This is a genomic window from Enterobacter sp. ENT03 (assembly GCF_019218745.1).
Taxonomy (GTDB): domain Bacteria; phylum Pseudomonadota; class Gammaproteobacteria; order Enterobacterales; family Enterobacteriaceae; genus Enterobacter_D.
The window spans coordinates 300,362-326,906 of sequence record NZ_JAHUXA010000001.1 but is presented as its reverse complement, the minus strand read 5'-3'; the positions used below and the strand labels follow the sequence as shown (position 1 = coordinate 326,906).

The following is a 26,545-nucleotide window of genomic DNA, read 5'->3' as shown; positions in this document are numbered from 1 at the left end:
GCTGGTCTAATTATCGGCGGATATAAGCTGCTGACGGGCAAAAACCACTTCCATGCGCGCGCCGCCAAGTAAACTTTCCCCCGCCAGGATCTTGCCGTCATACTGCTCGACGATTTCCCGCGCCACCGACAACCCGACACCCTGACCGGGTCGTAACGTATCCGCACGCTGACCACGGTCAAACACCAGGTCACGCTTGCTGGCAGGAATACCTGGGCCATCGTCTTCGACAATAATATGCAGCCGATCATCGTGCAGATGCGCCGACACTTCCACGAACTCCAGGCAGTACTTGCAGGCGTTATCCAGCACGTTACCCATCACTTCCATAAAATCCGTCTGCTCGCCGACAAAACTGATCTCCGGGGAAATATCGAGGCTGATGTCCACCCCTTTACGCTGGTAAACCTTATTCAGCGCCGAGGTCAGATTATCCAGCAGCGGGGCGACCGGATGCAGTTCGCGGCTCAGCAGCATATTGCCGCTACGCATACTCGCGCGATGCAGGTAATAGCCGATCTGCAACGAAATTCGGCTGATCTGCTCCAGCATCACCGGTTCAGCTTCGCTGACCGTCAACTTTTCGCTGCGCAGCGATCGCAAGGTACTTTGCAGCACCGCCAGCGGCGTTTTCAGGCTGTGGGTGAGGTCGGTCAGCGTCGTGCGGTATTTGTCATAGCGATCCCGCTCGCTTTTTAGCAGGCGATTAAGATTGCTCACCAGGCTGGTCAGTTCCCGTGTGGTTTCCGGGTTAAGGCGTTCGCGGTGGTGCTCTTCCAGCTCGCGGACTTCGCGCGCCAGCGCTTCAATGGGGCGCAAGCTCCACCATGCCGCGATCCATAAGAGGGGGATCACCAGCAACAGATTGGCGGTCAGCACGTAAATAAACCAGCTCCAGACCATATTGGCGCGTTTCAGTTCAATAGGGATGGTGTCGATCACCACGATGGTCAGCTGCGGCATGCGCGGTGTGGCGGGGTAAACGTTAATCGCCACCGAATGCGTCATTTCGCTGTCGCTGTCATCTTCGCGGATCGCCTGCAGACGCTTCTGCGCGGCGTGATCGCTGGTCAGCAGCAGACGTGAAGCATCGACATCGGCCTCGATTTCATGAAAGCCATTGGACTGTAACCATTCAGGACGGATGCGTTTGATAAGCCAGGGCACTTCGCGCTGCGCCCACAGCAGTTTGCCCTCACGGTCATAGATCAGTGCCATCGACGGGCTTTGCAAATTGAGGTTTTCAGGGAGATCAATGCTGAAATGATTATCTTCCCAGGTGGAGAGGGTATAAAACAGATTGCTCTCGCCGCGCAGCAGACGGAAGGTGGTCTTATCAAAACTGACGCTGTAACCCACCAGCGCCACCATGCCATAAGCCAGCGACAGCACCATCACCACCGCAGCGGTGGCCAGCAGAAAGCGTACCCGCAGCGAGAGCGGTAACATGTGACGCAGCACGTTTTTCATTCGCGCAGTTCGAACAGGTAGCCCTGACCACGCACGGTAGTGATGACGTCAACCGGATGCTGCGTCTGGATTTTCTTGCGCAGACGCCCCATCAGTACGTCGATTGTGTGGCTTTCCCGCAGTTCCGCATCGGGGTAAAGCTGCAACATCAGCGAATCTTTGCTCACCACTTTGCCGCTGTTGCGGATCAGTGTTTCCATAATGGTGTATTCAAACGCGGTGAGTTTGATCACTTCACCATTCACTGACAGCTCGCGACGGGAGAGATCGACCTGGAACGGCGGCATGGAAATCACCTGCGACGCCAGCCCGCTGTTGCGGCGCATCAGCGCCTGCATCCGCGCCACCACTTCTTCAATGTGAAACGGCTTGGTCACATAGTCATCGGCACCGGCGCTCAGCACTTCAACTTTATCCTGCCAGCCTTCACGGGCGGTCAGCACCAGCACCGGTAGCGAGACATCGTTGCTGCGCCAGCGGCGGATCAGCGACAGCCCGTCTTCATCCGGCAGGCCCAGATCCACCAGCGCAATATCGGGAATATGCTCGTTTAAATAGTAATCGGCTTCTTTTGCGTCTTCCGCGTCATCAACCTGATGGCCCAGTTCCTGCAGCTGAACTTTAAGATGGTGGCGGAGAAGGGCATTGTCTTCCACAACGAGTACGCGCATCGTCTGGCCTCGCTTTTTTCTTAGATGTGATGAGTTTAACGCGGATTATGTTACGCAAGGCATAAACATTTACTAAACAGCCCCCTTTCCGGGCGGGAAGGGGGCAAAGGGCGGGGGAATTACTTCAGTTCGTCAACCATAGTAATGGCGCGGCCAAGGTAATTCGCCGGGGTCATGGCTTTCAGGCGCGTTTTTTCGTCTTCCGGCAGTTCGAGGCTGTCAATGAACTGCTTCATCCCTTCGGCATCAACGCGCTTGCCGCGGGTCAGCTCTTTCAGCTTCTCATACGGTTTCTCAATGCCATAACGGCGCATCACCGTCTGGATCGGCTCCGCCAGCACTTCCCAGTTGTGATCCAGCTCGTCCAGCAGACGCTCGCGGTTCACTTCCAGCTTACTCACGCCTTTCAGCGTCGACTGATAGGCGATGAGCGCATAGCCAATGCCAACGCCGAGGTTACGCAGCACGGTGGAGTCGGTCAGGTCGCGCTGCCAGCGGGACACCGGCAGTTTGCTTGCCAGATGCTGCAACAGCGCGTTCGACAGGCCCAGGTTGCCTTCGGAGTTTTCGAAGTCAATCGGGTTAACTTTGTGCGGCATGGTGGACGAGCCAATTTCACCGGCGATGGTTTTCTGCTTGAAGTGGTTCAGCGCCACGTAACCCCATACATCACGGTCGAAATCGATCAGGATGGTGTTAAAACGGGCGATGCAGTCAAACAGCTCGGCGATATAGTCATGCGGCTCGATCTGCGTGGTGTACGGGTTCCACTGAATGCCGAGGGAAGTGACAAACTCCTCGCTGAACTGATGCCAGTCAACTTCCGGATACGCAGCAATATGGGCGTTATAGTTACCCACGGCGCCGTTGATTTTACCGAGGATCTCCACCTGCGCGAGCTGGCGATACTGACGCTCCATACGATAGGCGACGTTCGCCATCTCTTTACCCATGGTCGACGGCGTGGCCGGCTGGCCGTGGGTACGTGACAGCAGCGGGATGTCGCGATACTGCACCGCCAGATCTTTTACCGCGTCGATAAGCTTGCGCCAGTAAGGCAGGACGACCTCTTCGCGGGCGGTTTTCAGCATCAGGGCGTGTGACAGGTTATTAATGTCTTCTGAGGTACAGGCGAAGTGGATGAACTCAGACACGGCATGCAGTTCAGGGATCGCTGCCACTTTCTCTTTCAGAAAGTATTCCACCGCTTTGACGTCATGGTTGGTAGTGCGTTCGATGGTTTTAATGCGCGCGGCATCGGCTTCATTAAATTCAGCGACGATTTTATCAAGGTAACCGTTTGCGTCGGCAGCAAAAGCAGGAACTTCCTTGACAGCTGCATGCGCGGCCAGCTTTTGCAGCCAGCGAACTTCTACCTGGACACGAAACTTCAGCAAACCGTATTCGCTGAAAATTCCGCGCAGCGCGCTGACTTTATCGCCGTAGCGTCCATCGACAGGGGATACAGCGGTCAGTGAGGATAATTCCATAGGTCACAACTCCGGGAGTTAACAATGAGCAAGAATTTGTTTTGCCTGTGTGGACAGGCGATTACGGGAAAACATTAATTGCAGACGGCCACCGCCGACCTGGTGCCACAGCACCGCGGCACGGATCCCGGCCAGCAGGGTTGCACGTACTTTGGCCTGCACCTGTGCGCTTTGCAGCACCGTCGGGGAGCCGGTTACCTGAATGCGCGGGCCAAGAGGACTGATCACGTCCACATAGATGGCTGCCATCGCGCTCAGCAGGGTTTCGGACTGTAAATCGAAATGGTCGAGCTGGCGCTGCAAGCCGTCGATGCGGCTGCCGAGCGTGTCCATCGCGCCTTTATGCGCGGCGAGTTTACGTTCCAGCACCATCAGGCTCAGCGTGTAGCGCGTCAGTTCCGCATTCAGACCCTGACGGCTGCTGGCGTTCAGCACGCCGAGCAGGGTTTCAAGACCGATGCGCAGGTTAGCTTCGCTGCCGCCAAACACACCGAGCGTGGAGTCCGGGCTTAAATCAATGACGCTGTTGAGCGATACATGCAGCGCGTCGGCATCACAATGCCCGTGATGCGCAAGCTCCTGCACCAGACGGGCTGCCTGGCAAATTCCTGCCAGCGCGATGGTGATGTCATAATAATTTTTTGCCACGTTGTCTCCTTACTTTCGCTTTGTATCAGGCGTTAAATCGGCAGCGGCAGGCGCTGCTCAATGATGCCGCCGCCGAGGCACACGTCACCCAGGTAAAATACCGCCGACTGGCCAGGGGTAACGGCAGCAACGGGTTCGTCAAAGCGAACGTCAATCCTGTCTTCATCAAGTGCTGTCACCGTGCAGGGAATATCCGTCTGACGGTAGCGCGTTTTAACAGTGCAGTGCAGCGTGCCGGTCAGCGGCTGACGATCCACCCAGTGCAGCTGTTGGGCAATCAGACCCACCGACATCAGGCGCGGATGATCATGGCCCTGAGCGACAATCAGCACGTTGTTTTCAACGTCTTTGTCGACCACATACCACGGATCTTCGCTGCCTTCTTTGGTGCCACCGATGCCCAGACCCTTACGCTGACCCAGCGTGTGGTACATCAGGCCCTGGTGTTCTCCAATGGTGTCACCATCAACGGTGACAATTTTGCCCGGCTGCGCAGGCAGATAACGGCCCAGGAATTCGCGGAACTTGCGCTCACCGATAAAGCAGATACCCGTAGAGTCTTTTTTCTTCGCGGTGATCAGCCCCAGATCTTCGGCTATCTGACGCACTTGCGGTTTTTCCAGCTCGCCCACCGGGAACAGGCTTTGCGCAATCTGTTCGTGACCGAGGGTATAGAGGAAGTAGCTCTGATCTTTGTTGCCATCCAGACCGCGCAGCAGACGGCTTTTGCCATCGACATCCGCGCGACGCACGTAGTGGCCGGTCGCGATATAATCCGCGCCCAGGTCTTCAGCGGCAAATTCGAGGAAGGCTTTAAATTTGATCTCTTTGTTGCACAGGATGTCCGGGTTCGGCGTGCGTCCGGCTTTATATTCCGCCAGGAAATGCTCGAACACGTTATCCCAGTATTCTGCGGCAAAGTTGACGGTGTGCAGCTCGATGCCGAGTTTGTCGCACACCGCCTGCGCATCGGCAAGATCGGCGGCAGCAGTGCAGTATTCCTCGCCGTCATCTTCTTCCCAGTTCTTCATGAACAGGCCTTCCACTTTGTAGCCCTGTTGTTGCAACAGGTAAGCAGAAACGGAAGAATCGACACCGCCGGACATGCCGACGATCACTTTTTTTGGGCTATCAGACATAGAATACTCACGACATTAAACTTCAAGGCGGCGTATTCTATCACGCACTCCTCACTGAGGCATCCCCTGTAAACGGCCAGTTAAATTCGCCGATAATGTCCAGCGGGTAACGCTGCCCGGTCTGCCAGCTACGAATACTTTCCGCAACCAGCGGGGAACGCAGGTTATCGGCGGTGAGGATCTCCTCGGCGCTGACCCACAGGCAGCGATCAATATCGCTGTCATGGGGTTCAGTAGCGCACAGAGTGTCAAGTTCAATGGCAAACAGAAAACGCAGGAAAGGCGTGCGGTCAGGGGCGATCCACTGGTGCATACGCACAAAATGCTGCGGGCAGGCAACGATGCCGGTTTCTTCGTAAAGCTCGCGTTGTGCCGCCTGCACCAGCGTTTCATCTGCTTCCAGATGACCGGCAGGCTGGTTCCAGGTGGCCTTGCCGTTGACGGTCTCTTCCACCACTAAAAATTTGCCCTGCGCATGAACGACGCAGGCAACGGTAACGTGGGGTTTAAACATACTCTTATCCTTTTTCAGTGGCATTATCGGAGGCATCACGCCACGCACCGTTAGCAAGTGAATCCAGCGTATACCCGCCCATCGCATAGCGGATCAGCCGCAGCGTCGGATGACCCACGTGGGCCGTCATGCGACGTACCTGGCGGTTGCGGCCTTCATAAAGGGTGATTTTTAGCCAGCTCGTGGGCATTGCTTTTCGTTCGCGGATCGGCGGATTGCGCGGCCACAGCCAGTCGGGCTCGTCAACCTGCTCAACGCCCGCCGGCAGCGTCGGACCATCGTTAAGCGTCACGCCGTTACGCAGCGCAGCCAGCGCCTCGTCATTCGGTTCGCCTTCAATCTGCACATAATAGATTTTACCGGTGCGCTTACCGGGTTGCGTCAGCTGCGCCTGGAGCGCGCCGTCGTTGGTCAGCACCAGTAATCCTTCGCTGTCGCGATCCAGACGACCGGCAGCATACACGCCTGCTACCGGAATAAAATCCTTCAGCGTCTGACGTCCGGCTTCATCGGTGAACTGCGGCAACACATCGTAGGGTTTATTGAACAGGATGACCCGTTTCGGCCCGCTTTCCGTCGGGCGCTTAGCAGTAAGTCGTGAGCTGAATCGCTTAACCCGGTGATTTCTATTAGAAGTTTTCAGCATGGTATTTTCAGAAGTTATCAATTGCCGCATTATAACTGAATAACGAGTGCCTTTCATGAAACCCAACAATCAGTTAGTATTGACAGGCTCATTACAATTCATTAACAAAAAATCAGTCATAACCAGAAGCGCTCGAAGGAGAGGTGAATGGAAAGCAAAGTAGTTGTTCCGACGGAAGGTCAGAAGATCACCCTGCAAAACGGCAAACTCAATGTTCCTAATAATCCGATTATCCCATTCATCGAAGGCGATGGGATCGGTGTGGACGTGACCCCGCCTATGCTGAAGGTGGTCAATGCCGCCGTGGAAAAAGCCTACAAAGGTGAGCGTAAGATTTCCTGGATGGAAATTTACACCGGTGAAAAATCCACCCAGATTTATGGCCAGGACGTCTGGCTGCCAAAAGAGACCCTTGATCTGATCCGCGACTACCGCGTGGCGATCAAAGGCCCGCTGACTACCCCGGTAGGCGGTGGCATTCGCTCCCTGAACGTGGCCCTGCGCCAGGAGCTGGATCTGTACGTCTGTCTGCGTCCGGTACGTTACTATGAAGGCGTACCTAGCCCGGTGAAACGTCCTGACCTGACCGATATGGTGATCTTCCGCGAAAACGCCGAAGACATTTATGCCGGTATCGAATGGAAAGCAGACAGCGCCGAAGCTGAAAAAGTGATCAAATTCCTGCGCGACGAAATGGGCGTGAAGAAAATCCGCTTCCCGGAACATTGTGGTATCGGCGTGAAGCCGTGTTCTGAAGAAGGGACCAAACGTCTGGTGCGTGCCGCGATCCAGTACGCCATCACCAACGATCGCGACTCTGTGACCCTGGTTCACAAAGGCAACATCATGAAGTTCACCGAAGGCGCTTTCAAAGACTGGGGCTACCAGCTGGCGAAAGAAGAGTTCGGCGGCGAGCTGATCGATGGCGGCCCGTGGCAGAAAATCAAGAACCCGAACACCGGTAAAGAGATCATCATTAAAGATGTGATTGCCGATGCGTTCCTGCAACAGATCCTGCTGCGTCCGGCTGAATACGACGTAATCGCCTGTATGAACCTGAACGGTGACTACATCTCTGATGCGCTGGCAGCCCAGGTAGGCGGTATCGGTATCGCCCCAGGCGCGAACATCGGTGATGAATGCGCCCTGTTCGAAGCCACCCACGGCACCGCACCGAAATACGCAGGCCAGGACAAAGTGAACCCAGGTTCCGTGATCCTCTCTGCTGAAATGATGCTCCGTCACATGGAATGGTTCGAAGCCGCAGACCTGATCGTCAAAGGTATGGAAGGCGCGATTGCTGCTAAAACCGTAACCTATGACTTCGAACGTCTGATGGAAGGCGCTAAGCTGCTGAAATGTTCAGAGTTTGGTGACGCTATTATCAGCCACATGTAATACTGTTTTTGTAACATACAGCCAACATAGATCGTAGATTTATGTTGGCTTTTTACTTTTACAATCCTTTCCCCAAAACCTCCCCAAAACTGACTGTAAAATATGCTGTTCAAACGGCTACGATCGTCCAGTCTTTTCCCCGGTCATCATGGTATTTTGCCGTTTGTTGTGGGGGCAGTCCAACAACGTCTCCGAAGTGTCTGGATTATCCGTGGCGATTCATTTTTTTCTTACGCGGAAATGCAGGACAGAAAGTTCTTTGCTTATTATTACTATTCATGCCCTAATGAAATCATAAATTCGAAGTACAGGCGAAGGTCGTTAGTTATCTGATCATCTTCATGGCCTGAGCGAGTGCAGATGTCACTCTCTTTGAATCTACGTTTTATACTGGGTTTATTACCACCCTCATCATGTGCAACGGGAGTTATTATGTCCTCAAGAATCAGAGGCCTGGTAAAATGGTTTAAAGAAGATAAAGGGTTTGGTTTCATCTCTCCTCTTGATGGAGGTAAAGATATCTCTGTTCATGTTTCGGACCTTCAGGGCGATGACTTTAAGACCCTTTTTGAAGGCCAGAAGGTTGAATACACGATTTATAAACGTGAAAAAGGTCCTGCAGCGTCTAATGTAATTCTTTGCGATAAATGAATCGGTGTGTCTGGGGTAATGCTTAGGGGGCACTCCGGAGCATGCTGAGCAGTTACCAGAACAACAGGAATGAATAGTATTTTAAATCAGACCAGCATATTTTATTGCTGAAAAGTTTTTGGCCATTAGATCGCGAAGCAGATCTCTCACATAAAAAGTCTCAAAGTAGATACTTATAATCTTTTCATAGGGCAGTTTACGCCTAAGGATTAGGCGATCCACCACCGTATCACATCTTGAATGTTATTAGTCACCCCAAAAATCGTTATTGGCCTGGGGTATTTAACACTCTTTAGCTCTGTAAGAACGCTTTTACTATCATTTTGATTTGAACAAAGTGCTGCAGAACGGACAGACGAGTTGGGCCCCTTTTTGGACACGGCTAAAACTATGCTCTGAGTCCTTTGAACAATTTGGGCATGGGCATTTGACTAAGTAATTGCGATGGGTTTGTGTATTTTTACGACCGGACATAGGCATCTCCTGCGATAAGGGACTGCAACGATACAGGGTTAATTTGATGATTACTTGTTTTTTTACAGGTAATCTGAAAAAAATCGCAACGATTTTGAAATGCAAGTTTATTTGATAAAACTAAAATGTCCGATCGGTGAAAAAAGTGATGATTCAGCTATCCAGACAGGCTCAATATAGTTTGTCAGTTTTCTTATCAAATTCTTGACAAAACTAATCTTGCTTATCAGTTCTTAACAGTCCACTATGCGTCATCGGTTTGGCATACAGACCTTATGAAAGCAGTTTTAGTAAAGCAGTCCTCAGTTCAAGCGTTATCCTTAGATACTCTTCTGCATGAGCCTCCTCCTAAGTGCCCAATAAGTCCTCATCTGCAAGCAGGCCATGTTCGCCACACTCAGTGGCTCAAGAAAATTAAAGGAAGTATCTATGTCTAATAAAATGACTGGTTTAGTAAAATGGTTTAACTCTGAAAAAGGCTTCGGCTTCATTACCCCGGCCGACGGCAGCAAAGATGTATTCGTACATTTTTCCGCTATCCAGAGCAACGATTACAAGACGCTGGACGAAGGGCAGAAGGTTGAGTTCTCGATTGAGAATGGCGCCAAAGGTCCGGCAGCTGCTAACGTTATCGCGCTGTAAGAGCCGATAACGCCACGTGCGCTTACGACAGCGATGACGGCCAGAGCCTGAGCAGATAAGTGAACGTGATAAAAAACCCGCCTTGAGCGGGTTTTTTGCGTTTCAGGCGGTCAGTAAAATGCCTGTGACTTGCCCCAGTACTAGAACCACCGTCAGTCAGTAAACAAAATATAGATAACGCGAAGCAGGCAAATACGCATATTGAACAGGTGCAGACAATCGTTAATCAAAGCCATCGCGAGCTAAGCGCGCTTAAAAATTCTATCGATGATATTTTCAGCTCTTCCAATAAAATATCTGAAATCACCTCCATCATTGACGGGATCGCATTGCAGACAAATATTCTGGCGCTTAATGCCGAAGTGGAAGCGGCACGTGCAGGAGAGCAGGGTAAGGGATTTGCTGTGGTGGCCGGTGAAGTGCGTTCCTTGTCACAGCGTTCGTCCTTGTTGCTACACCATGCACGGTGCCGTGCCAACGTGGCCCCGTCGCGGGCATCAAAAAAACATTACAAACCCTGAAAAAATTTTTTGTTGGTCGCCTTGAAAAACCCCCGGTAGATATTATTTTTATTCACGGACAAGCAATGCTTGCCTGACCATTAAACTTTTGAACAGGAATTCGGGAGATTAATCATGGCACTCAGAACTTTGTCAGCCTTACCTACATTCGCTGATTCCCTCTTTTCCGATCGCTTCAATCGAATCGACCGGTTGTTCAGCCAGCTTACCGGTGATACGCCGGTTGCGGCTTCCCCGTCTTACGACGTGAAACGCCGGGATGCCAACAACTATACGATTTCGGTGAGCGTGCCGGGCTGGAAAGAGGACGAGCTTGAAATTGAAACTGTCGGTGGCACTCTGAAAATTTCCGGTAAACGCGCGGAAGAGTCGTCCAGCGAACAGGAAAGCTGGATCCATCGCGGCATCTATCGGGAAGATTTTCAGCTCAGTTTTTCACTGCCGGAGCACACCAAAGTCAGTCACGCCAGCCTTGCGGAGGGACTGCTGAAAATTGATATTCATCAGGAAATCCCTGAGAGTGAAAAACCGAAAAAAATTGCCATTGGAAGCACTCAAAACGTGCTCGAACATAAATCTTAATTTGTTGCCTTGTGTAAGACCCTGGCCCGCGGAAGCGGGCCTTTTTTTGTCGCCTCAGGACAGGTTTCATCCTCATCACCCTGATTGTCCGTCTTTTTCTGATTCCTGGACGCAGACAAGAAAGATAACCTAAGCTTTATAATAAGTTAAACGTAGCAGCACGAGCGTTCTGACATCAACAGTATGCGGAACGGTTTAAAGGAGTATCAAACAATGAAACATGAAGAACTGACACATAAAGCTGAAGAAGAGATTTCCGCCCTGATAACCAAAAAGGTCGCAGAGCTGCGCAAAAAAACGGCGAAAGAGGTTTCCGAGATTGAGTTCATCCCACGTGAGACGATGACGGGACTGGACGGCTACGACGTCAAAATAAAGCTGCTTTAAGTGCCATCAGCGGGAACCAGAGGTTCCCGTCCTTTTTGCTATACATGCGATGTTTAATTCTTGCAATTATTCACAATGCAATTAATTGGCAAGTTTGCATGGGATTTCTCTTAAAATAATTCGAAGAAGTGTAATTATGTTTATCAGGATATGAATCATTGTTATTCTTGCCCCGAAATTAAAACGAAACGGTTTCGGAGCAAATAATGGTCACAACCAGAGGCTCAAACACTTTTATTCGAAGATCATCTCAGCACAATGAAAGCCATAAAGAGAATGATACCTGTTATTCTGGCGTGGTCACAGAAGCCAGGGATATTTCAGGTGCCCGACTGTATTATGGTAATTTTATAGATTTTTTCTTTCCTAACTTGCATACAGTAAAATCGTTTCTCTCTCCCTATAACGTAGCTTTCCTGACTTTTTCATATTGTAAGAGCGTGGAATTCACCACTGGTGATGCTGCCGGAGCTTCTTCACTGGATGAAATTACTGAACGAAATAGTTTAACGAGCGTGTGCGCAGCAACACCGTTAATCTCAATTTATATGCCCACCTGGAATCGGGAAACGCTTGCAATAAGGGCGATAGAGTCTATTGTGGCGCAAGACTATAGCCACTGGGAACTGATAGTAATTGACGACTGCTCGCCGAGTTACGATAAACTCAGCCATTATGTTGAAACCCTTAATGATCCTCGTGTGAAGTTTATTCGCAACGAGTATAATTCTGGGGCCTGTGCTGTCAGAAACCAGGCAATTAGGCTGGCGAAAGGCGCCCTGATCACCGGTATTGATGACGACGATGAATGGTTACCCAATCGGCTATCCGCATTTATTGACCATCAGAGTATGTTGAAGAAACATGCTTTTCTGTATGCTGATGATTACATCTGTGAAAGTAAACAGTATAGCAATTTAGCCGAGTTGCGTTTATATCCTAAGCCTGAATATAACGAAAAGCTATTTGATAAAAAGAATATAGTCGGCAATCAGATTTTTACGCTAACCAGTAGATTACAGGATGGGCTGTTTGATACACATTTATTAGCCGCACAAGATTATGATGCGTTTTATCGCCTTGCCAAAAAATATGGCCCCCCTTTAAAAGTGCAGAAGGCTACGCAGATACTTTATGTCAATCATGGCGAGGCTCGCATAACCGGTTCTCATAAAAAATTTTCCGGGTATCTGAACTTTTATAGAAAGCATAAGGGCACATTTGATAAATCCAGCAAGAAATATCAGCTGTTCACCTTATACTATATTCGTAACAAGCCAATGGGGATGCGTACGTTGTTGAGATTGATGACCTTGAGAAATGCCAGACGCTACGCAATGCTGTATACGAGTTTCAAAAATAAAAAATTTTAGTAGAAAGATACCTTCTCAAGACGGCATCAGCATATGCTTAAAGACACCCCGGCCAGAAGCCGGGGTGTCTGTTTTTAATGTCGGTGTGCGCTTCAGAACCAGTGGTATTTAGACGACAACATCATAATAAGCGCTGCGGCAGCAAGCAGATTAAGAAGAACAGCGGTTCTGCTGGAAATATTCATCTTCGCATCCTTCACGTGACAACGTGGATGTTGGTAACAAGGTCAGGCCAAAACAACTTCCCTGATTGTAGTTACGACTGAATATTTTGCCTCGTCTAAAAGTCTTAATTTTCGCTCAGGCAGCGTCTTTTCGGAGAAGTTTGAGCCCTGACCCGTCCACACCGTTAGTCTGGTGAGAGCAGCTTGTTCATGTTGATGCCAGTCACGTTGAATCCGCTGGCCGCATAGACATGTTGCGCAGTTTTATTCTCTGCCGCCACCCGCAGTTTAATTTGTTGATAGCCTTCGTCGCGCAGTTTGTGTTCCAGTTCCGCTAAGGCTAAACGGCCTAATCCCTGGTTACGTAAGTGCGGGAAAATAGATAAATCATTCACGTAGACCGATTTCAACAGCGGATCCGCTTTGTACCACAGATAGCCCACCGCGCCGTCCGGCGCGTGCACAATCGTCAGCAATGTCTGACCCGGCGTGTTCACCCCTGCGTGCAGGCTGGCATTGACCTCTGCGGTGGCATGCCGTAATGCCGCGTCGTCCGTCAGACGGTAATTTTCAGCGATTTCTTGCGCATAATCAGGTATGAAATACGCCAGAAATGCCGGGTACTCTGCGTCGCTCATCGGTGTAAAGGTGATCATCAGTGCTTTCTCATCAGACGGTTATTTCTGCTGACTCTACCATTTCAGGCGGGGAGGGGCACGTCGCCCCGCGTCGGCTTTCTGTTATTATCAGCCGCGCTTAAAAAATCATAACGGAGATCGGACGTGACTATTTTTGACACCCTGCTGGCTTATAGCGTTGCTGCCACCTTACTGACGCTCACGCCGGGGCTGGATACCGCGCTGATCCTGCGCACCGCGTCGGTGGAAGGAAAAAAGGAGGCGTTCAAAGCGGCCATGGGCATTAACGTCGGTTGCTTTATCTGGGGCGCGATGGTGGCCTTTGGTCTGGGGGCGCTGATTGCGGTATCGGAGCTGGCGTATAACATCCTGAAATTCTGCGGCGCTGCGTATCTCTGCTGGCTGGGGATCACCATGCTGCTGCGTCCGGGCAAGGGATTACCCGCCACAGAAAATGACAAAACGGCGCAAAACTGGTTCGTGAAAGGGATGCTGGGAAATGTACTGAACCCGAAAATGGGCGTGTTTTATGTCTCGTTCCTGCCGCAGTTTATTCCCCACGGGCAGCCGCTGATTGCCTGGACATTCGGGCTGGTGGCGATCCACGTGATGATTGGCATGAGCTGGTCAACCATCCTGATTCTGGCGACCCGTCCGCTGGCGAGCGTCTTAAAGCGCGAGCGCGTTTCCCGCTGGATGGATCGCGGCACCGGTACGCTGTTCATTCTCTTTGCCACCAAACTGGCACTCAGCAAACGCTGAAAGAAAAAGGGCGCAGGTTTACAGAGTGTTGCGCAGTGATGCCACATCAAGCGGACTGGCTTCGGCGAGCCAGGCGGGGATCGCCTCTGGCGGGACGGGGGGTGAAAAAAAGTAGCCTTGCGCTTCGTCGCAACCGTAAGACTGGAGCAGCATCGCGGTTTCTTTATCTTCCACTCCTTCCGCCAGCACCAGATAGTTCAGATCTTTTAACATCATAATGACGTTGCGGGCGATAATACGGCTACCAGCATCCGTGGTCAGCTGGCTAATCAGCGAGCGGTCGAGTTTAATAATGTCGATAGGGATGCGGCGCAGATAGCTGATATTACTGTAGCCTGCGCCAAAGTCGTCGAGCAGGATCTTAAAGCCTTTATCTTTCAGGCGGTCCAGCTCATACAACGCCTGCTCGCTCTCCAGCACCTTCTCGGTTTCCAGACATTCAATGCGAATATCTTTCGCCGCAAGGCCTGCCTCACGTATCTGTCGTTCCAGCGTATCGGCAAATCCGGCGCAGGAAAAATCGCTGACCGTGACGTTAATTGACACCGGCAGCGTGATGCCTGCCGCGCGCCAGCGTTGCAGCTGGACGATGACCGTGCGGATCACCCAGTGCGTAATATCGTTCATCAACGTGGTTTTTTCCGCCAGCGCGACGATGGTCGCGGGGGAGATGTTGCCCAGCACCGGATGCTGCCAGCGCAGCAGTGCCTCGCACCCTTCGGTGAAACCGCTGTGCAGAGAAATTTTCGGCTGATAGACCAGATAAAACTGATCCGGTGCTTTAATGGCTTCGCTCAGATCGTAGAGCAATTTAAAATCGCTGTTTCGTTTCTGATCGAAATCCCGGTCAAACGGCAAGACCGGAATATCCTGGCGAATAGCCTCGTGCAGGGCGCTGATCCCCTGGCGTAATATCTCTTTCGGATTTTCACCACCAGGCTGGAAATTCACATAGCCAGTGAAGATTTTTAATCTGATGGCAATGTCGCCGCGAATTTGCGCCTCAATATCCGGCAGATTTTCGGCTTTTTTCGTCAGCGTCTTCGCGTATTCCGTATCAATTAACAGCGCAAAACGCCCCGGCGCAAAGGCATATAACGGCGTGGTGTCCGGTAATTTTAACCGCAGGCGCAACAGTGGGCCGAAACCGCGCAGCATTTTTTCGACGGCGGTAAGACCAAGATAGCGCGACAGCTCATAGGCTTTCGGCATGTCAATGCAGTCAAAAAGGATCAGCGTGGACGGGCGGTGCGCCGTTTCCAGCGCGATGCGCTCCATCTCCTGCAGTAAAAACTGACGGTTTGGCAGGCCGGTTAGGGCATCCACCCGCCCTAATGAATACCAGGCTTCCAGATAATTACAGGCCAGCGAGGCAATGCGCAGGAAGTTTTCTGTTTGTTGCGCCGTCGGTTCAAGCGGTGCCGGATGGCTGACGCACAGCGTGCCGAGCACGAAACCCTCTTTGGTTTGTAACGGCGCGGCGGCATAAAAAATCACGTGGCCATTCACCGACAGTTCATGATCGCGGAAACGATCGTCCAGCCGGGTATCGTTGCAAATAATGGCATTGCAGCTCTTAACCGAATGCTGGCACATAGAATCAGCAATCGGCATTTTCAGCGGGATCGCCGGGTTATTTTTTACATATTTGATGTACTGAAACTCGTCATCAAAAATGGTCACAAAACAGCCATCCACGCCCATGATTTCACTGGCAAGACAAGCAAATTCGCCAAGCGCTGCATCGCGTGCACCGTCCTGCGCCCGGAGCAGCGTCAGCGTCGCCAGTCTTCGTGTTTCATTTTTATTCAGGCCGGTGAACATAACGCGCTCCTGCTCAGAACAAGGCTGAGTCCGTGGATAACATTATCCAGAGAATACTTATTTTTAGCGTACAGCAGAGATCACCACCAGCCGAGTTGCGATCCGGCAACGGCGGCAATAGCAATAATCAGCATAATAATTGTGGTCTTTCTCACGTAAGGCTCCAGAGAGGCGTTGCCGCCTGAACAGATAATAAAAAGCAATGAGGATTTTCTTATACGATAACGGAATACGGCGTTGCGATAAACGACACTTTCACTGGCAGCCTAAAAAAGACTTAGTCACGACCGGTTACATGCAGATCGTGACATAGCCACGCTTGCCAGGGTAAACTTGCTTTTAGGATTTATCTTAATCATTTTAGCGAAGCGCACGAGAGCAGCATGTACTTGTTAAAACCGGGCAGCCAGGCCTTAATCATTGGCGCGCAGACCCCTCATGGTCGTCGTAATATTGGTAAATCTGTAGAGTTGTACGGCCTCTGCCAGCCGGGTGAGCGTTTTCTCAACCCGATTAATGGCGTGATGACACTGATGCCCGGCAACGCGCCGCGCGCCCTGTGGCTGGTTATCGGCGACGTATATACCTTCGACGGCCATCATGGCTACGCCTTTGTGCGTGCAGAACATCTGATGCCGCTGCTGCCGGATGCCCTGCCGCAGAACGCCGACGCCCAGGTTAGCTATTAAACAACGCCTGTAACCACGCCGCCAGAACCTGGGCGTGGTTTTGCTGCCTGTCCTTTGCGGCATATAACAGCGTAAGATTTTGCGTTTTTGCCAGCGCCGACAGACGCAGACCTTCCTCCCGTTGGGCATCCAGTTCAGCACGATAGGCTTCGCTGAACGCGGCGAAATCCAGCACCTCACTATGAAACGCCTTACGCAGCGCCGTTGAGGGTGCCAGCGCTTTGCACCACTCGTCGCGGGCGAGATCGCTTTTTTTGATGCCTCGCGGCCAGAGCCGGTCGACCAGCACCCGATAGCCGTCGTCCTCAGCAGGATCGTCGTAAACCCGTTTACAATTGATCATCCTCGTTCTCCTTGTCGGTAGCCGTACAAAAACACCCCCTGCGAATTTTAAGGTGTTGTGATAGCGGCAAAAGATCATTACTCTGATGTTCCTTATGTTATCCGTAAATTGCACAACATAGGGAACCGCCATGGACCACCTGCCTGTCAAAGAAACGCTGCGCATCGCCCTCGTGGGTGATTACAATCCTGACGTTATTGCTCACCAGGCTATTCCGCTGGCGATTGATGATGCCGCCGCCGTACAAAACATCACTGCTGATTATGACTGGCTGGCGACGTCGGAAATTCAGTTCGCCGAAGATTTAGTCGGTTACGATGCCATCTGGGTAGTACCCGCCAGCCCCTACAAAAACCCTGAAGGCGCGTTTATCGCCATTCGTTATGCCCGTGAAAACAGCATTCCGTTCCTCGGCACCTGCGGGGGGTTCCAGCATGCGATGATTGAGTACGCGCGCAATGTGCTGGCGTGGGAAAACGCCGCCCATGCGGAAACCGATACCCATGGCCGGATGGTGATCTCCGCGCTGCAATGTTCGCTGGTGGAAGAGACGGGGGTTATTGAACTGCGTCCGAACACGCTGATCGGCAAAGCCTATGGTCGCGAGACTATCGAAGAGGGCTATCACTGCCGCTACGGGATCTCACCGGAATTTGCGGATGTGCTGAACTCCGGCGATTTCCGCGTCACTGGCTGGGACGAAGACGGTGAGATCCGCGCCGTGGAGCTGGCCAGCCATCCGTTCTTCGTCGCCACCCTGTTCCAGCATGAACGCGGCGCGCTGGCCGGACGCCCGGTGCCGCTGGTTCATGCCCTGCTGCGTGCTGCCAGCAACTAAACTTTCCTGTAAAGGCGGGATCAGCGAACGTTGATCTCGCGATCCTGCCCGGCGAACGCGCCACAAACCGCCATCACCACCGCTAACAGCGCACAGGCGAGCAGCGGAATATGCCAGTCGCCGCTGGCATCATGAATTTTCCCCATCAGCGGCGGCCCGCAGGCGGCCAGCAAGTAGCCCACCGACTGCGCCATGCCGGATAATGCCGCGGCCTGATGTGCTGAACTGGCGCGCAGGCCGATAAACGTCAGGCCGAGGATCATCGTTGCGCCGGAGCCAAAACCAAAGATCACCGTCCACAGTACCGCCTGCGCCGGGAACAGCCACAGCCCGACGGCGCTGAAGGCGCACAGTAGTGACACCACGGCGGCGATGCCGCGCTGATCGCGCAGGCGATGCAGCACCAGCGGAATAAAAATACCGGGTGCAGCGGTTGCCAGCTGTAATAGGCCGTGCAGCGATCCGGCCTGTGCCTCGCTGTAACCGTGGCTGATTAAAATCGCCGGCAGCCAGCCAATAATCACATAATAAATTAACGAGTTAATACCAAGGAACAGCGTCACCTGCCAGGCAAGCCGTGAGCGCCAGATGCCGCGATCGTGCAGGCCTGGCGTGCTACTTAAGGCGGCAGGCGTGCGGGCGCGTAACTGTGGCAGCCACAGGGCAAGGGCGAGCAGCGGAAAAGCCATCAGCGTCAGCAGTGCACCGCGCCAGCCGAATCCGTGCAGCGCAATGGGCACCACCAGCGCCGAGCCAAGCGCCGCCGCCGCGCCCATGGTGAGCGAGTAGGCCCCGGTCATTTTCGCCACCTGACCGGCGAAATCACGTTTGATGATCCCCGGTAGCAGCACGTTACCCAGCGCGATGCCACAGCCGATCACCGCCGTGCCGATAAACAGCAGCGCCGCCGAGGGCAGGGAACGCACGGCAATACCGGCGCAGATCAGCAGCATGGCAACCAGCAGGCTGCGCTCCATGCCCAGACGACGCGCAATGCCCGCCGCCAGCGGCGATACCAGCGCAAATGCCAGCAGCGGCAGAGTAGTGAGCATCCCGGTCTGTGCGGTGGTGAGCCCGTAGTCGTCACGAATGGCCCCCAGCAACGGGGCGGCGCCGGTGAAGGTGACGCGCAGAGTGGTAGCAATCAACAGGATCCCGGCAAACAGCAGCAATCCGTGGCGGGTACGAAGTGAAATAGCGGTCGTCATTATATTCTCTGTCTTCTGGCGTAGTGAGCCGCGTCAGTCTAATCCCTGATGGCCCACCCGCCAAATCTGGCAGGTCTTTATTCTGACTATTTTCTGCTTGTTAAGCCATTTCTTAAGTAAGGTTATTTATCGTTTATGCTGCGGTGACGGCAGTAATAAGCGGATCCTTTTGCGTTGGTTATTTTCATAACTTTTTTCGATATGTAATGCACTTTTTGATATTTGTATGCGCAGGGGAAGCTGTGTGAATTTAGCTGCAATTTCAATAACTACGGAACATGACCCGCATGGCAACTTTCACACAGACTAAAAAAGCCGGTGCGCTGACCGCACTGGCGCTGCTCACTACGCTCTCTTTTGCGGCGCACGCCGACAAACTTGCCGATATTAAAGCCGCAGGCGTGGTGAAAGTGGCGACCTTTGACGCTAACCCGCCGTTTGGCGCCATTGATCCGAAAACCCATGACATCGTGGGCTATGACGTGGATTTCGCCAACGCGCTCGCCAAAAGCCTTGGCGTGAAGCTGGAGCTGGTCGCCACCAACCCGGCGAACCGCATTCCGCTGTTGCAGTCCGGGAAGGTGGATCTGATCGTCGCTGACATCACCATCACCCCGGAGCGCGCCCAGGTGATTGATTTCTCCACGCCCTATTTTGTGACCGGTCAGCAATTCCTCGTGCCGGCAGAGGGTAAAGATTCGCTCGACGCCTACAGCAAAGCGCGTATCGGCGCGGTGAAGGGCACCACCGGCGAGCAGACGCTGCATCAGCGTTTCCCGCAGTCCCGCGTGCTGGCCTACGACGATATTCCGCTGGCGTTGACCGCGCTGCGGAACGGCAACGTGCAGGCGATCACCCAGGACAGCACTATTCTTGCCGGTCTGCTGGCGGAAGCGCCGGACAAAGCGAAGTTTAAAATCCTGCCGGATCTGCTGTCGAAAGAAGAAATTGGCGTCGGTGTGACCAAAGGGGAAACCGCGCTGCTGAAAGCGGTGAATGCCGAGCTGGTGAAGCTTGAGCAGAGTGGCGAGGCGGCGAAAATCTACGACACCTGGTTTGGTCCGCAAACCAAAACCCCGCAGCCGCGCAGCTTTAAAATAGAAGCGAAGTAACTATGTTTGCAGGTTTATTTTCCACCTCCGTGGCGTCGGCCACGGAGGCGTTTGCCGTGCAAAAAGGCACGGTCGAATTCCGCCAGGTGAGCAAGCGTTACGGCGATCATCAGGTGCTTAAGAATATTGATTTGCAGGTCAGCGCCGGGGAGGTGGTCGCGATATGCGGGCCATCCGGATCGGGAAAATCGACGCTGATCCGCCTGATTAACCAGCTGGAAACCCTGACCAGCGGCGAGATCTTTATCGACGGTAAACCCACCAGCGGGCTTAAGGGCCGTGCGCTGCGTGAGATCCGCCGTCAGGTAGGATTCGTGTTCCAGCAATTCAATCTCTATGCCCATCTCAGCGCGCTGGATAACATCACGCTGGCGCTGACCCGCGTGCACGGCAAATCACCGCTGGAGGCGCAGCAGATCGCCCTCGGTCTGCTGGAGCGCGTCGGCCTGCAGGGCAAAGCCCATCACTTCCCGGCGCAGCTCTCCGGTGGACAGCAGCAGCGGGTGGCCATCGCCCGCACGCTGGCGGCCAGCCCGCACATTATTTTGTTCGATGAGCCAACCTCGGCGCTGGATCCGGAGATGATCGGCGAAGTATTACAGGTGATGAAATCGCTGGCGCACAGCGGTATCACGCTGATTGTCGTCACCCACGAAATGCAGTTCGCCCGTGAAATTGCCGACCGCGTTATCTTCATTGACGGCGGTGAAATTCTTGAGCAGGCGGCCCCGGCGCAGTTCTTCACCGCGCCACAGCATCCTCGTGCGCAGCGGTTTCTGCAAAAGGTGCTCAACCCGCTGCATGCTGAAAGCAGGGATGGCTGATGAACCTTCATCTTGACTGGGCCGGGGTGCTGACCGGCCAGCCCGCGCAGTGGATCCTCTCCGGTTTTCTGACCACGTTATGGGTGACGCTGGCAGGAATGGTGCTGGCGACGCTGCTCACCGTGCTGTTGCTGGCGCTGCGGCTTACGGGCGGGCGCGTGGGCCGCGGCGTGGTGGCGGTGTGGGTGTCGTTGTTTCGCAATACGCCGCTGCTGGTGCAACTGCTGTTCTGGTATTTCGCCGCCTGGAACGTGCTGCCGCAGGCGTTTCGTCAGTACGTTAACGACGAGCACGTGTTTTCGGTGCTGCCGGGTGAGGTGTGGTGGTTTACGCCGGAGTTTCTCAGCTCGGCGTGGGCGCTGGGGCTGTTCACCGCGGCTTTTCTGGTGGAGGAGATCCAGTCCGGGCTACATGCCGTGCCGCGCGGACAGGTGGAAGCGGCCACCGCCCAGGGCTTCAGCCCGCTGGCACTGTTTCGCTGGATCCTGCTGCCGCAGGGGCTGAAAAACGCCTGGCAGCCGGTGGTCGGGCAATATCTTAACCTGATGAAGCTCTCGTCGCTGGCGACCGGCATCGGCTTTGCCGAACTCACCTACCAGACGCGGCAAATTGAAAGCTATAACGCTCATGCGCTGGAAGCGTTCGCCATCGGCAGCGCGCTCTATCTGTTGCTCGGACTGGTGATGAGCCTGCTGTTGAATGCGCCGCTGTGGTGGCGGGCAAGACGGGAGAAAACAGGATGATCGCCAGTATTACGGTTATTACCGATAACCTGGAGTATCTGCTGCTGGGGCGCACCGCGCAGGGCGAGCCGGGCGGCGTACTGCTGTCGGTGCTGATGACGCTGGGCGCGGCGCTGCTGGCGTTTCCGGGCGGCATAGCGCTGGCCTGCTGCGCCTGGCGCTTCAACGGCTGGCCGCGCAGACTGCTGTTTGTCTGGGCGGAGCTGATCCGCGGCATTCCGCTGATCTTTGTGATTTTCTGGCTGTGGTTTTTACTGCCCGCGCTAACCGGCGCGGATCTGCCGGGGGCGGTGACCGTCACGCTGGCGCTGGCGTGGTTTACCTCGGCGTCGGTGATGTATTCGACCCTCGCGGCACTGGGCGCTTTACCGAAAGGACAATATGAGGCGGCGCTTGCCGGAGGATTCAGCAGCCTGCAGCTGCTGCGCTGGGTGCTGTTACCCCAGGCGCTGCGCAATGCGCTGCCGTCGTATGTCGGCCTGATGATTGCTTTGCTGAAAGACACCTCGCTGGCGTTTATCGTCAACGTGCCGGAGCTGACCACCGTCGCCGGACAGGTCAACAGCCGCGTCCAGGTCTATCCGGCCGCGCTGTTTATCTTTACCGGCCTGGTGTATTACCTGCTGTGCTGCCTGCTGGAGCAGTCGGTAAAACAGTGGCAACGGCGGCGATCATTGCCGGCCAATTAACAGCGACACCAGACCTGCGGCGATCAGCGGGCCGACGGGGACGCCACGGAACAGCGCTACACCGAGCACCGTACCGACCAGCAGACCCGCCACCAGCGATGGCTGTGAGCTCATCAGCGTCACGCCGCGCCCGCCGAGCCAGGAGACAAACACCCCGACCGCGATGGCGACCAGCGACTTCCAGTTAGCGAAGGAGTGCAACAGCGTTGACGGCGGCAGGGTGCCGCTGGCAAGAGGAGCCATCACGCCGATGGTCAGGATGATGATGCCAATGGTCAGTCCCTGTTTTTCGATCCACGGGAAAAAGGCGTTGAGCGGGGTCACGCGCACAATGATCAGCACCAGAATGGAGATAGCGACGGTGGTGTTGTGGCTGACGAACCCCAGCGCGGCGAGGGCGAGCAAGATAAACAGCGTGGTATCGAACATGGTGGCATCCTGACCAGAAAAATTAGCCTGCTTACTTTACGCGGAAAGCCATTCATAAGCAGGCGTTTTTTCGGTCATGCTGCGGGTTTAATGCTGCACCAGCAGCGCCACCAGTGGACTGTTTTCCCGGATAAAGACCGGAATGGTTTCAAGGGCCGCGTCTGCGCTGATCTGCTGCTGTCCCTGGTAGCGCTCGCCGTTCAGCGCCACCCAGCCGTGGTCGCCCGGTAGCCAGACGTCACGCTGACGCTGTCCGGCATGCATCACCGGTGCCACCAGCAGATCCTCGCCGAACAGATACTGATCTTCCACCTGCCAGCTTTGCGGTTCATCAGGATAATGCCAGAACAGCGGGCGCATCAGCGGATCGCCGTGCTGGTGGGCATTGTCAAACAGCGCATCAACATACGGACGCAACTTTTCGCGCACCGACAGCCAGTGCTGCATGATGGCGTAATTTTCCTCGCCGTAGCTCCACAGCTCATTCGGTGAGCCGCTGTTGCACTGCGGAATGCCGTTGCGATAGCTTTCCGGCGGCTGGATCTGCGGCTCGCGGTAGCCATGCATACGCAGCACCGGGCAGAACACCGCCCACTGGAACCAACGGACCAGCAGTTCGTGAAATGCCGGATCGTTGACATTGCCGCCCTGGAAACCGCCGATGTCGGTCGTCCACCAGGGAATACCCGCCAGCCCCATGTTCAGCCCGGCAGCGAGCTGATTACGGAAAGCGTGGAAGGAGGAATGTACATCCCCGGACCAGGCCAGCACGCCAAAGCGCTGACTGCCGGCCCATGAACAGCGCACCAGATTCACAATCTCCGTTTCGCCGTTCGCCACCAGACCATCATAAAAGCCTTGCGCAAAATCGCGTGGATACTGGTTGCCGACTTCCAGCACTGGACCGGCGTGATAGCGATAATTATCGAAGTCATAAGCACGGTATTCCGGCTCGGCTTCATCCAGCCAGAACAGCTTGATGCCCAGATCGTAGTAGTTTTTCTTCACCGTCTCCCAGACAAATTCCCGTGCCTGCGGATGGGTGGCGTCAAAGAAGGTGGTGTTACCCATAAAATCGAGATTGACCTGCACGCCGCGATCGCTGGTCACCAGCCAGCCTTTCGCTTTCATCACCGGGAACAGGGGGCTGCGCGCTTCCACCGTCGGCCAGACTGACACCATCAGTTCGATGCCCAGCGATTTCAGCTCGGCAACCATCGCCGCCGGATCCGGCCAGTCCACCGGATCGAAACACCAGGTGCCCTGATTCGGCCAGTGGAAGAAGTCGATGACCATCACCGACAACGGCAGATGGCGGCGGCGGTATTCCCGTGCCACTTCCAGCACTTCCTGCTGGGTGCGATAGCGCAGCTTACACTGCCACAGCCCGCTGGTGAACGCCGGGGCAGGCGGCGGGGTGCCGGTGGCTCTGGCGTACTGGCGGGTCAGTTGCACGGTGCTGTCGGCGGCGCTGATCCAGTAATCCATCTCCTGAGTCACCCGCGCCTGCCATTCGGTGTGATTTTTCGCAAAGCTCGCCTCGCCGATGGCGGGGTTATTCCACAGCAGACCGTAGCCCAGGCTCGACTGCATGAACGGCACGCTGGCCTGGGAGTTACGCTGGGCCAGCTCCAGCACGCAGCCTTTCAGATCCAGCCACGGCTGCTGGTACTGGCCCATACCGTAAATTTTTTCGTCCTGCCGCGATTCAAAGCGCACGGTGAGCTGATATTTGCCGCCGGGCAACGGTTTGAATTCGCGGCCATCGAGCTTTAGCGCACTGACGTATTTGTCCTGGCTTTTCTCGCTGGCACCAATGCCGACGGTGGAGCGCTGCCGCCACATCTCTTCCAGCAGCAGTTCGCCGCGCTGGTTATAGAATGCCAGTTGCCCTTTCAAATTGAGCACGGCGGTGATGTTGCCGTTGCGCAGCGTCAGCGTCTCTGCGCTGGCGGTGATCTCACTTTCACCGGCGGCGTTTTTCGGCAGCAGGGCATGCAGCGTATCGGTGAACGCCGGGGCGCAGGTGGCGCGTACGCGCAGGCTATGGTCGCCCCAGGCTTCAATGCGCAGGATCTGCCGCTCAAAGCGCCATTCGATGCTGTCCGGGTGTTGGATTAATTCGCTCATAAATAATACGTCCTTTTACGCAACCGTTTGTTTAGCTAAATGAATAGATTTCATGGTGTTGTCGTCGAGTTTGTACCAGCGCAGCATGGCGAAAGCGCACAGGGAGAGCACGCCCGGCACCACGGTAAAGAGCGCGACAATGCAGTACATGGCGGTGCTGTTCTGCGTCGGGGCGTTGGCGACATAGCCGCTCAAGCCGAGTGTCCAGCCAACGATAGCGCCGCTGATCGCCATGCCGAGTTTCAGTACCGCAAGGAAGGTGGAGAAGATCACGCCGTCCATGCGTTTGCCCTGCAACCATTCGCCGTAGTCGGCGACGTCAGCCATCATCACCCACATCAGGGTGGTAGTGGACTGATAAAGAGTGGAGACGATAAAGGTCAGCGGCACCAGCACAAAGATGGATTTCGGCGCGAAGAACAGCGCAATACTCAGTACGCCCGCCAGCACCGCGCAGTACCCAAACATCTGGACTTTGCTGAAGTTGCGCGTCAGCCGTTTCGCCAGCGCGCTGCCCGCCGCTTTACCGAGAATATGCGCCCCCAGCATCCACATAAAATAGCTGGCGCTGCCAAGATAATAGGTGACGAAATACATCATCGCGCCCAGACGCACCACGCCAAAACCGATATTGGTCAACACTAATACCGCGACAATTCGCCACTGATCGTTTTTTAATAAATCACGTAATTCCGCAAGGTAATTATTATGCGTGGCGGGGGCATTAATACGTTCGCGGGTATTGGCAAAACAGATCCAGAACATGATCACGGCTGCCACCGCCATAATTCCCATCGCCGCGCGATAACCGAGCAATTTGTCATCGCCGCCAATATATTCTGCCAGCGGCATCATAAAGAACGTTGACATCGCGCCGCCGAGGGTGGCTAAAAAGAAACGGTACGACTGCAATGAAATACGCTCTTCGTTATTTGGCGTGATCACCGCCCCCATTGAGCAATAGGGAATATTAATGGCGGTGTACATCAGCATCATGAAGGTATAGGTGACGGAGGCGAAGATCATTTTCCCGGATAAGCTCAGGGATTCCGGCACGGCATAGGTGAGCAGACAGCTGATACCAAAGGGCAGGGCCAGCCACAGCATCCACGGCCGGAATTTTCCCCAGCGTGTACGGGTACGGTCGGCAAGATACCCCATTGCCGGATCGATAATCGCATCCGCTGTCCGCGCCAGTAAAAACATGGTTCCGACAAAAGCCGCCGGTAAGCCAACCACATCCGTATAATAAAAGGTGAGAAATATAATGACATTATCCAGCCCGACATGGCTGGCCATATCGCCAAGGCCATAACTTATTTTTTCTTTACGGGTGATCTTTTCCTGCATCTTATTCACCTGTCTCTGTAAGGTTATTTCGTCGTTAGTTCAGAGACTATTGTTGATGCATGTCGTCAGGCTTAACAATTGCGAGATTTACTAATGGGGTTATGGAAACGCACTTTCGTGATACCGGTAACAATAATGCCAGTATTTGCATATTTTCACTACTTTTAGTCCATGTCCTATAAAAGAAAAATATTAT

At 54.0% G+C, this 26,545-nt stretch carries 29 protein-coding genes and 1 pseudogene; 14 read left to right on the top strand and 16 right to left on the bottom strand.

Translation table 11 applies throughout. The annotated features are described in order from the left end of the window. Positions 1-6 precede the first annotated feature (6 nt). The 7 genes from phoQ to rluE form a co-directional block, all read right to left on the bottom strand. Positions 7-1,470: a two-component system sensor histidine kinase PhoQ gene (phoQ, locus tag KW828_RS01600; protein ID WP_218334693.1), complete on the bottom strand. Its 1,464-nt coding sequence runs from the start codon at positions 1,468-1,470 to the stop codon at positions 7-9. Further along, entirely contained in the window at positions 1,467-2,141 is a 675-nt protein-coding gene (phoP, locus tag KW828_RS01595; protein ID WP_218334692.1) for a two-component system response regulator PhoP, read from the bottom strand. The genes phoQ and phoP overlap by 4 nt, the downstream gene beginning before the upstream one ends. Positions 2,142-2,260: 119 nt before the next feature. Beyond that, positions 2,261-3,631: an adenylosuccinate lyase gene (purB, locus tag KW828_RS01590; protein WP_218334691.1), complete on the bottom strand. Its 1,371-nt coding sequence runs from the start codon at positions 3,629-3,631 to the stop codon at positions 2,261-2,263. An 18-nt stretch (positions 3,632-3,649) separates the two neighbouring features. After that, on the bottom strand, positions 3,650-4,279 hold the full coding sequence (gene hflD, locus KW828_RS01585) for a high frequency lysogenization protein HflD (RefSeq protein ID WP_218334690.1): 630 nt from the start codon (positions 4,277-4,279) through the stop codon (positions 3,650-3,652). Positions 4,280-4,311: 32 nt separating this feature from the next. Further along, positions 4,312-5,418: a tRNA 2-thiouridine(34) synthase MnmA gene (gene mnmA, locus KW828_RS01580; protein ID WP_218334689.1), complete on the bottom strand. Its 1,107-nt coding sequence runs from the start codon at positions 5,416-5,418 to the stop codon at positions 4,312-4,314. Positions 5,419-5,458: 40 nt separating this feature from the next. Continuing rightward, positions 5,459-5,932, bottom strand: coding sequence for an NUDIX hydrolase (locus tag KW828_RS01575; protein ID WP_218334688.1), 474 nt, complete (start codon positions 5,930-5,932; stop codon positions 5,459-5,461). A 4-nt stretch (positions 5,933-5,936) separates the two neighbouring features. Further along, positions 5,937-6,608 (bottom strand): 23S rRNA pseudouridine(2457) synthase RluE, encoded by a 672-nt coding sequence (gene rluE, locus KW828_RS01570; RefSeq protein ID WP_218334687.1) that lies wholly within the window; start codon positions 6,606-6,608, stop codon positions 5,937-5,939. A 117-nt stretch (positions 6,609-6,725) separates the two neighbouring features. Between rluE and icd the strand changes: the two genes are divergently transcribed. Together icd and KW828_RS01560 are read left to right on the top strand one after the other, a co-directional pair. Continuing rightward, complete coding sequence (gene icd / locus KW828_RS01565) at positions 6,726-7,976, top strand: NADP-dependent isocitrate dehydrogenase (RefSeq protein WP_129362016.1); 1,251 nt, start codon at positions 6,726-6,728, stop codon at positions 7,974-7,976. A gap of 432 nt (positions 7,977-8,408) precedes the next feature. Then, positions 8,409-8,627 (top strand): cold shock domain-containing protein, encoded by a 219-nt coding sequence (locus tag KW828_RS01560; RefSeq protein ID WP_129362015.1) that lies wholly within the window; start codon positions 8,409-8,411, stop codon positions 8,625-8,627. 318 nt (positions 8,628-8,945) lie between these two features. Here the strand turns inward: KW828_RS01560 and KW828_RS01555 are convergent, their stop codons facing one another. Continuing rightward, complete coding sequence (locus tag KW828_RS01555) at positions 8,946-9,101, bottom strand: YnfU family zinc-binding protein (RefSeq protein WP_217896340.1); 156 nt, start codon at positions 9,099-9,101, stop codon at positions 8,946-8,948. A 429-nt stretch (positions 9,102-9,530) separates the two neighbouring features. Between KW828_RS01555 and cspG the strand changes: the two genes are divergently transcribed. The 5 genes and pseudogenes from cspG to wcaA all read left to right on the top strand — a co-directional run bounded on the left by cspG (position 9,531) and on the right by wcaA (position 12,606). Further along, positions 9,531-9,743, top strand: coding sequence for a cold shock protein CspG (cspG, locus tag KW828_RS01550; RefSeq protein WP_218334475.1), 213 nt, complete (start codon positions 9,531-9,533; stop codon positions 9,741-9,743). Between the two features lie 167 nt (positions 9,744-9,910). Beyond that, positions 9,911-10,189, top strand: a pseudogene (locus KW828_RS21830) (methyl-accepting chemotaxis protein); the annotation flags it as partial. A 189-nt stretch (positions 10,190-10,378) separates the two neighbouring features. Beyond that, on the top strand, positions 10,379-10,846 hold the full coding sequence (locus KW828_RS01540) for an Hsp20 family protein (RefSeq protein ID WP_218334686.1): 468 nt from the start codon (positions 10,379-10,381) through the stop codon (positions 10,844-10,846). Positions 10,847-11,059: 213 nt separating this feature from the next. Beyond that, positions 11,060-11,233 carry a GnsA/GnsB family addiction module toxin gene (locus KW828_RS01535; protein WP_218334685.1) on the top strand — a complete coding sequence of 58 codons (174 nt, stop codon included), beginning with the start codon at positions 11,060-11,062 and terminating at the stop codon, positions 11,231-11,233. 515 nt (positions 11,234-11,748) lie between these two features. Then, complete coding sequence (gene wcaA / locus KW828_RS01530; RefSeq protein WP_371316082.1) at positions 11,749-12,606, top strand: colanic acid biosynthesis glycosyltransferase WcaA; 858 nt, start codon at positions 11,749-11,751, stop codon at positions 12,604-12,606. Between the two features lie 92 nt (positions 12,607-12,698). On the opposite strand, the gene yncL is transcribed toward wcaA, so the two are convergent. Beyond that, a complete protein-coding gene (yncL, locus tag KW828_RS22095; protein WP_218334683.1) occupies positions 12,699-12,791 on the bottom strand; it encodes a stress response membrane protein YncL in 93 nt (30 codons plus the stop codon). A gap of 164 nt (positions 12,792-12,955) precedes the next feature. Next, positions 12,956-13,426, bottom strand: a complete 471-nt coding sequence (locus tag KW828_RS01520) for a GNAT family N-acetyltransferase (protein WP_218334682.1) — start codon at positions 13,424-13,426, stop codon at positions 12,956-12,958. Positions 13,427-13,552: 126 nt separating this feature from the next. Between KW828_RS01520 and KW828_RS01515 the strand changes: the two genes are divergently transcribed. Continuing rightward, the gene (locus KW828_RS01515) at positions 13,553-14,170 is read left to right on the top strand and encodes a LysE family translocator (protein WP_218334681.1); all 618 of its coding nucleotides are present in this window, start codon (positions 13,553-13,555) and stop codon (positions 14,168-14,170) included. 18 nt (positions 14,171-14,188) lie between these two features. On the opposite strand, the gene KW828_RS01510 is transcribed toward KW828_RS01515, so the two are convergent. Then, complete coding sequence (locus KW828_RS01510) at positions 14,189-15,994, bottom strand: EAL domain-containing protein (protein WP_218334680.1); 1,806 nt, start codon at positions 15,992-15,994, stop codon at positions 14,189-14,191. 383 nt (positions 15,995-16,377) lie between these two features. Between KW828_RS01510 and KW828_RS01505 the strand changes: the two genes are divergently transcribed. Beyond that, complete coding sequence (locus tag KW828_RS01505) at positions 16,378-16,683, top strand: hypothetical protein (RefSeq protein WP_218334679.1); 306 nt, start codon at positions 16,378-16,380, stop codon at positions 16,681-16,683. Here the strand turns inward: KW828_RS01505 and KW828_RS01500 are convergent. Continuing rightward, a complete protein-coding gene (locus KW828_RS01500; protein WP_218334678.1) occupies positions 16,673-17,026 on the bottom strand; it encodes a DUF488 domain-containing protein in 354 nt (117 codons plus the stop codon). The two genes, KW828_RS01505 and KW828_RS01500, sit on opposite strands and share 11 nt — an antisense overlap. 130 nt (positions 17,027-17,156) lie before the next feature. Here KW828_RS01500 and KW828_RS01495 point away from each other — a divergent pair, with 130 nt between their 5' ends. Continuing rightward, positions 17,157-17,864, top strand: coding sequence for a CTP synthase (locus KW828_RS01495; protein ID WP_218334677.1), 708 nt, complete (start codon positions 17,157-17,159; stop codon positions 17,862-17,864). Positions 17,865-17,884: 20 nt separating this feature from the next. Here the strand turns inward: KW828_RS01495 and KW828_RS01490 are convergent, their stop codons facing one another. Next, on the bottom strand, positions 17,885-19,072 hold the full coding sequence (locus KW828_RS01490; protein WP_218334676.1) for a CynX/NimT family MFS transporter: 1,188 nt from the start codon (positions 19,070-19,072) through the stop codon (positions 17,885-17,887). A 287-nt stretch (positions 19,073-19,359) separates the two neighbouring features. Here KW828_RS01490 and KW828_RS01485 point away from each other — a divergent pair, with 287 nt between their 5' ends. Genes KW828_RS01485 through KW828_RS01470 form a run of 4 tightly spaced genes read left to right on the top strand, consistent with a single transcriptional unit; the run spans position 19,360 to position 22,440 of the window. Further along, positions 19,360-20,184, top strand: coding sequence for an ABC transporter substrate-binding protein (locus tag KW828_RS01485; protein WP_218334675.1), 825 nt, complete (start codon positions 19,360-19,362; stop codon positions 20,182-20,184). A 2-nt stretch (positions 20,185-20,186) separates the two neighbouring features. After that, a complete protein-coding gene (locus KW828_RS01480) occupies positions 20,187-21,008 on the top strand; it encodes an amino acid ABC transporter ATP-binding protein (protein ID WP_218334674.1) in 822 nt (273 codons plus the stop codon). Then, complete coding sequence (locus KW828_RS01475; protein WP_218334673.1) at positions 21,008-21,751, top strand: amino acid ABC transporter permease; 744 nt, start codon at positions 21,008-21,010, stop codon at positions 21,749-21,751. Before KW828_RS01480 ends, KW828_RS01475 begins: the two co-directional genes overlap by 1 nt. After that, a complete protein-coding gene (locus KW828_RS01470; RefSeq protein ID WP_218334672.1) occupies positions 21,748-22,440 on the top strand; it encodes an amino acid ABC transporter permease in 693 nt (230 codons plus the stop codon). The genes KW828_RS01475 and KW828_RS01470 overlap by 4 nt, the downstream gene beginning before the upstream one ends. Here KW828_RS01470 and KW828_RS01465 read toward each other — a convergent pair. From KW828_RS01465 to KW828_RS01455, 3 genes are all read right to left on the bottom strand, one after another. Next, entirely contained in the window at positions 22,423-22,869 is a 447-nt protein-coding gene (locus KW828_RS01465) for a DUF441 domain-containing protein (protein ID WP_218334671.1), read from the bottom strand. The genes KW828_RS01470 and KW828_RS01465 overlap by 18 nt on opposite strands. An 87-nt stretch (positions 22,870-22,956) precedes the next feature. After that, a complete protein-coding gene (locus tag KW828_RS01460; protein ID WP_218334670.1) occupies positions 22,957-24,999 on the bottom strand; it encodes a TIM-barrel domain-containing protein in 2,043 nt (680 codons plus the stop codon). Between the two features lie 15 nt (positions 25,000-25,014). Then, the gene (locus KW828_RS01455; protein WP_218334669.1) at positions 25,015-26,349 is read right to left on the bottom strand and encodes a glycoside-pentoside-hexuronide (GPH):cation symporter; all 1,335 of its coding nucleotides are present in this window, start codon (positions 26,347-26,349) and stop codon (positions 25,015-25,017) included. Positions 26,350-26,545: the final 196 nt, after the last annotated feature.

Coding starts and splice junctions, on each gene's coding strand:
- KW828_RS01540 (WP_218334686.1), top strand. CDS start 10,379: ATGGCACTCAGAACTTTGTCAGCCTTACCTACATTCGCTGATTCCCTC.
- KW828_RS01520 (WP_218334682.1), bottom strand. CDS start 13,426: ATGATCACCTTTACACCGATGAGCGACGCAGAGTACCCGGCATTTCTG.
- KW828_RS01495 (WP_218334677.1), top strand. CDS start 17,157: ATGGACCACCTGCCTGTCAAAGAAACGCTGCGCATCGCCCTCGTGGGT.
- KW828_RS01535 (WP_218334685.1), top strand. CDS start 11,060: ATGAAACATGAAGAACTGACACATAAAGCTGAAGAAGAGATTTCCGCC.
- mnmA (WP_218334689.1), bottom strand. CDS start 5,418: ATGTCTGATAGCCCAAAAAAAGTGATCGTCGGCATGTCCGGCGGTGTC.
- purB (WP_218334691.1), bottom strand. CDS start 3,631: ATGGAATTATCCTCACTGACCGCTGTATCCCCTGTCGATGGACGCTAC.
- cspG (WP_218334475.1), top strand. CDS start 9,531: ATGTCTAATAAAATGACTGGTTTAGTAAAATGGTTTAACTCTGAAAAA.
- KW828_RS01505 (WP_218334679.1), top strand. CDS start 16,378: ATGTACTTGTTAAAACCGGGCAGCCAGGCCTTAATCATTGGCGCGCAG.
- KW828_RS01510 (WP_218334680.1), bottom strand. CDS start 15,994: ATGTTCACCGGCCTGAATAAAAATGAAACACGAAGACTGGCGACGCTG.
- rluE (WP_218334687.1), bottom strand. CDS start 6,608: ATGCGGCAATTGATAACTTCTGAAAATACCATGCTGAAAACTTCTAAT.
- KW828_RS01470 (WP_218334672.1), top strand. CDS start 21,748: ATGATCGCCAGTATTACGGTTATTACCGATAACCTGGAGTATCTGCTG.
- phoQ (WP_218334693.1), bottom strand. CDS start 1,470: ATGAAAAACGTGCTGCGTCACATGTTACCGCTCTCGCTGCGGGTACGC.
- KW828_RS01490 (WP_218334676.1), bottom strand. CDS start 19,072: ATGACGACCGCTATTTCACTTCGTACCCGCCACGGATTGCTGCTGTTT.
- phoP (WP_218334692.1), bottom strand. CDS start 2,141: ATGCGCGTACTCGTTGTGGAAGACAATGCCCTTCTCCGCCACCATCTT.
- KW828_RS01485 (WP_218334675.1), top strand. CDS start 19,360: ATGGCAACTTTCACACAGACTAAAAAAGCCGGTGCGCTGACCGCACTG.
- KW828_RS01455 (WP_218334669.1), bottom strand. CDS start 26,349: ATGCAGGAAAAGATCACCCGTAAAGAAAAAATAAGTTATGGCCTTGGC.
- icd (WP_129362016.1), top strand. CDS start 6,726: ATGGAAAGCAAAGTAGTTGTTCCGACGGAAGGTCAGAAGATCACCCTG.
- KW828_RS01555 (WP_217896340.1), bottom strand. CDS start 9,101: ATGTCCGGTCGTAAAAATACACAAACCCATCGCAATTACTTAGTCAAA.
- KW828_RS01480 (WP_218334674.1), top strand. CDS start 20,187: ATGTTTGCAGGTTTATTTTCCACCTCCGTGGCGTCGGCCACGGAGGCG.
- KW828_RS01460 (WP_218334670.1), bottom strand. CDS start 24,999: ATGAGCGAATTAATCCAACACCCGGACAGCATCGAATGGCGCTTTGAG.
- KW828_RS01465 (WP_218334671.1), bottom strand. CDS start 22,869: ATGTTCGATACCACGCTGTTTATCTTGCTCGCCCTCGCCGCGCTGGGG.
- yncL (WP_218334683.1), bottom strand. CDS start 12,791: ATGAATATTTCCAGCAGAACCGCTGTTCTTCTTAATCTGCTTGCTGCC.
- KW828_RS01560 (WP_129362015.1), top strand. CDS start 8,409: ATGTCCTCAAGAATCAGAGGCCTGGTAAAATGGTTTAAAGAAGATAAA.
- KW828_RS01575 (WP_218334688.1), bottom strand. CDS start 5,932: ATGTTTAAACCCCACGTTACCGTTGCCTGCGTCGTTCATGCGCAGGGC.
- KW828_RS01475 (WP_218334673.1), top strand. CDS start 21,008: ATGAACCTTCATCTTGACTGGGCCGGGGTGCTGACCGGCCAGCCCGCG.
- KW828_RS01500 (WP_218334678.1), bottom strand. CDS start 17,026: ATGATCAATTGTAAACGGGTTTACGACGATCCTGCTGAGGACGACGGC.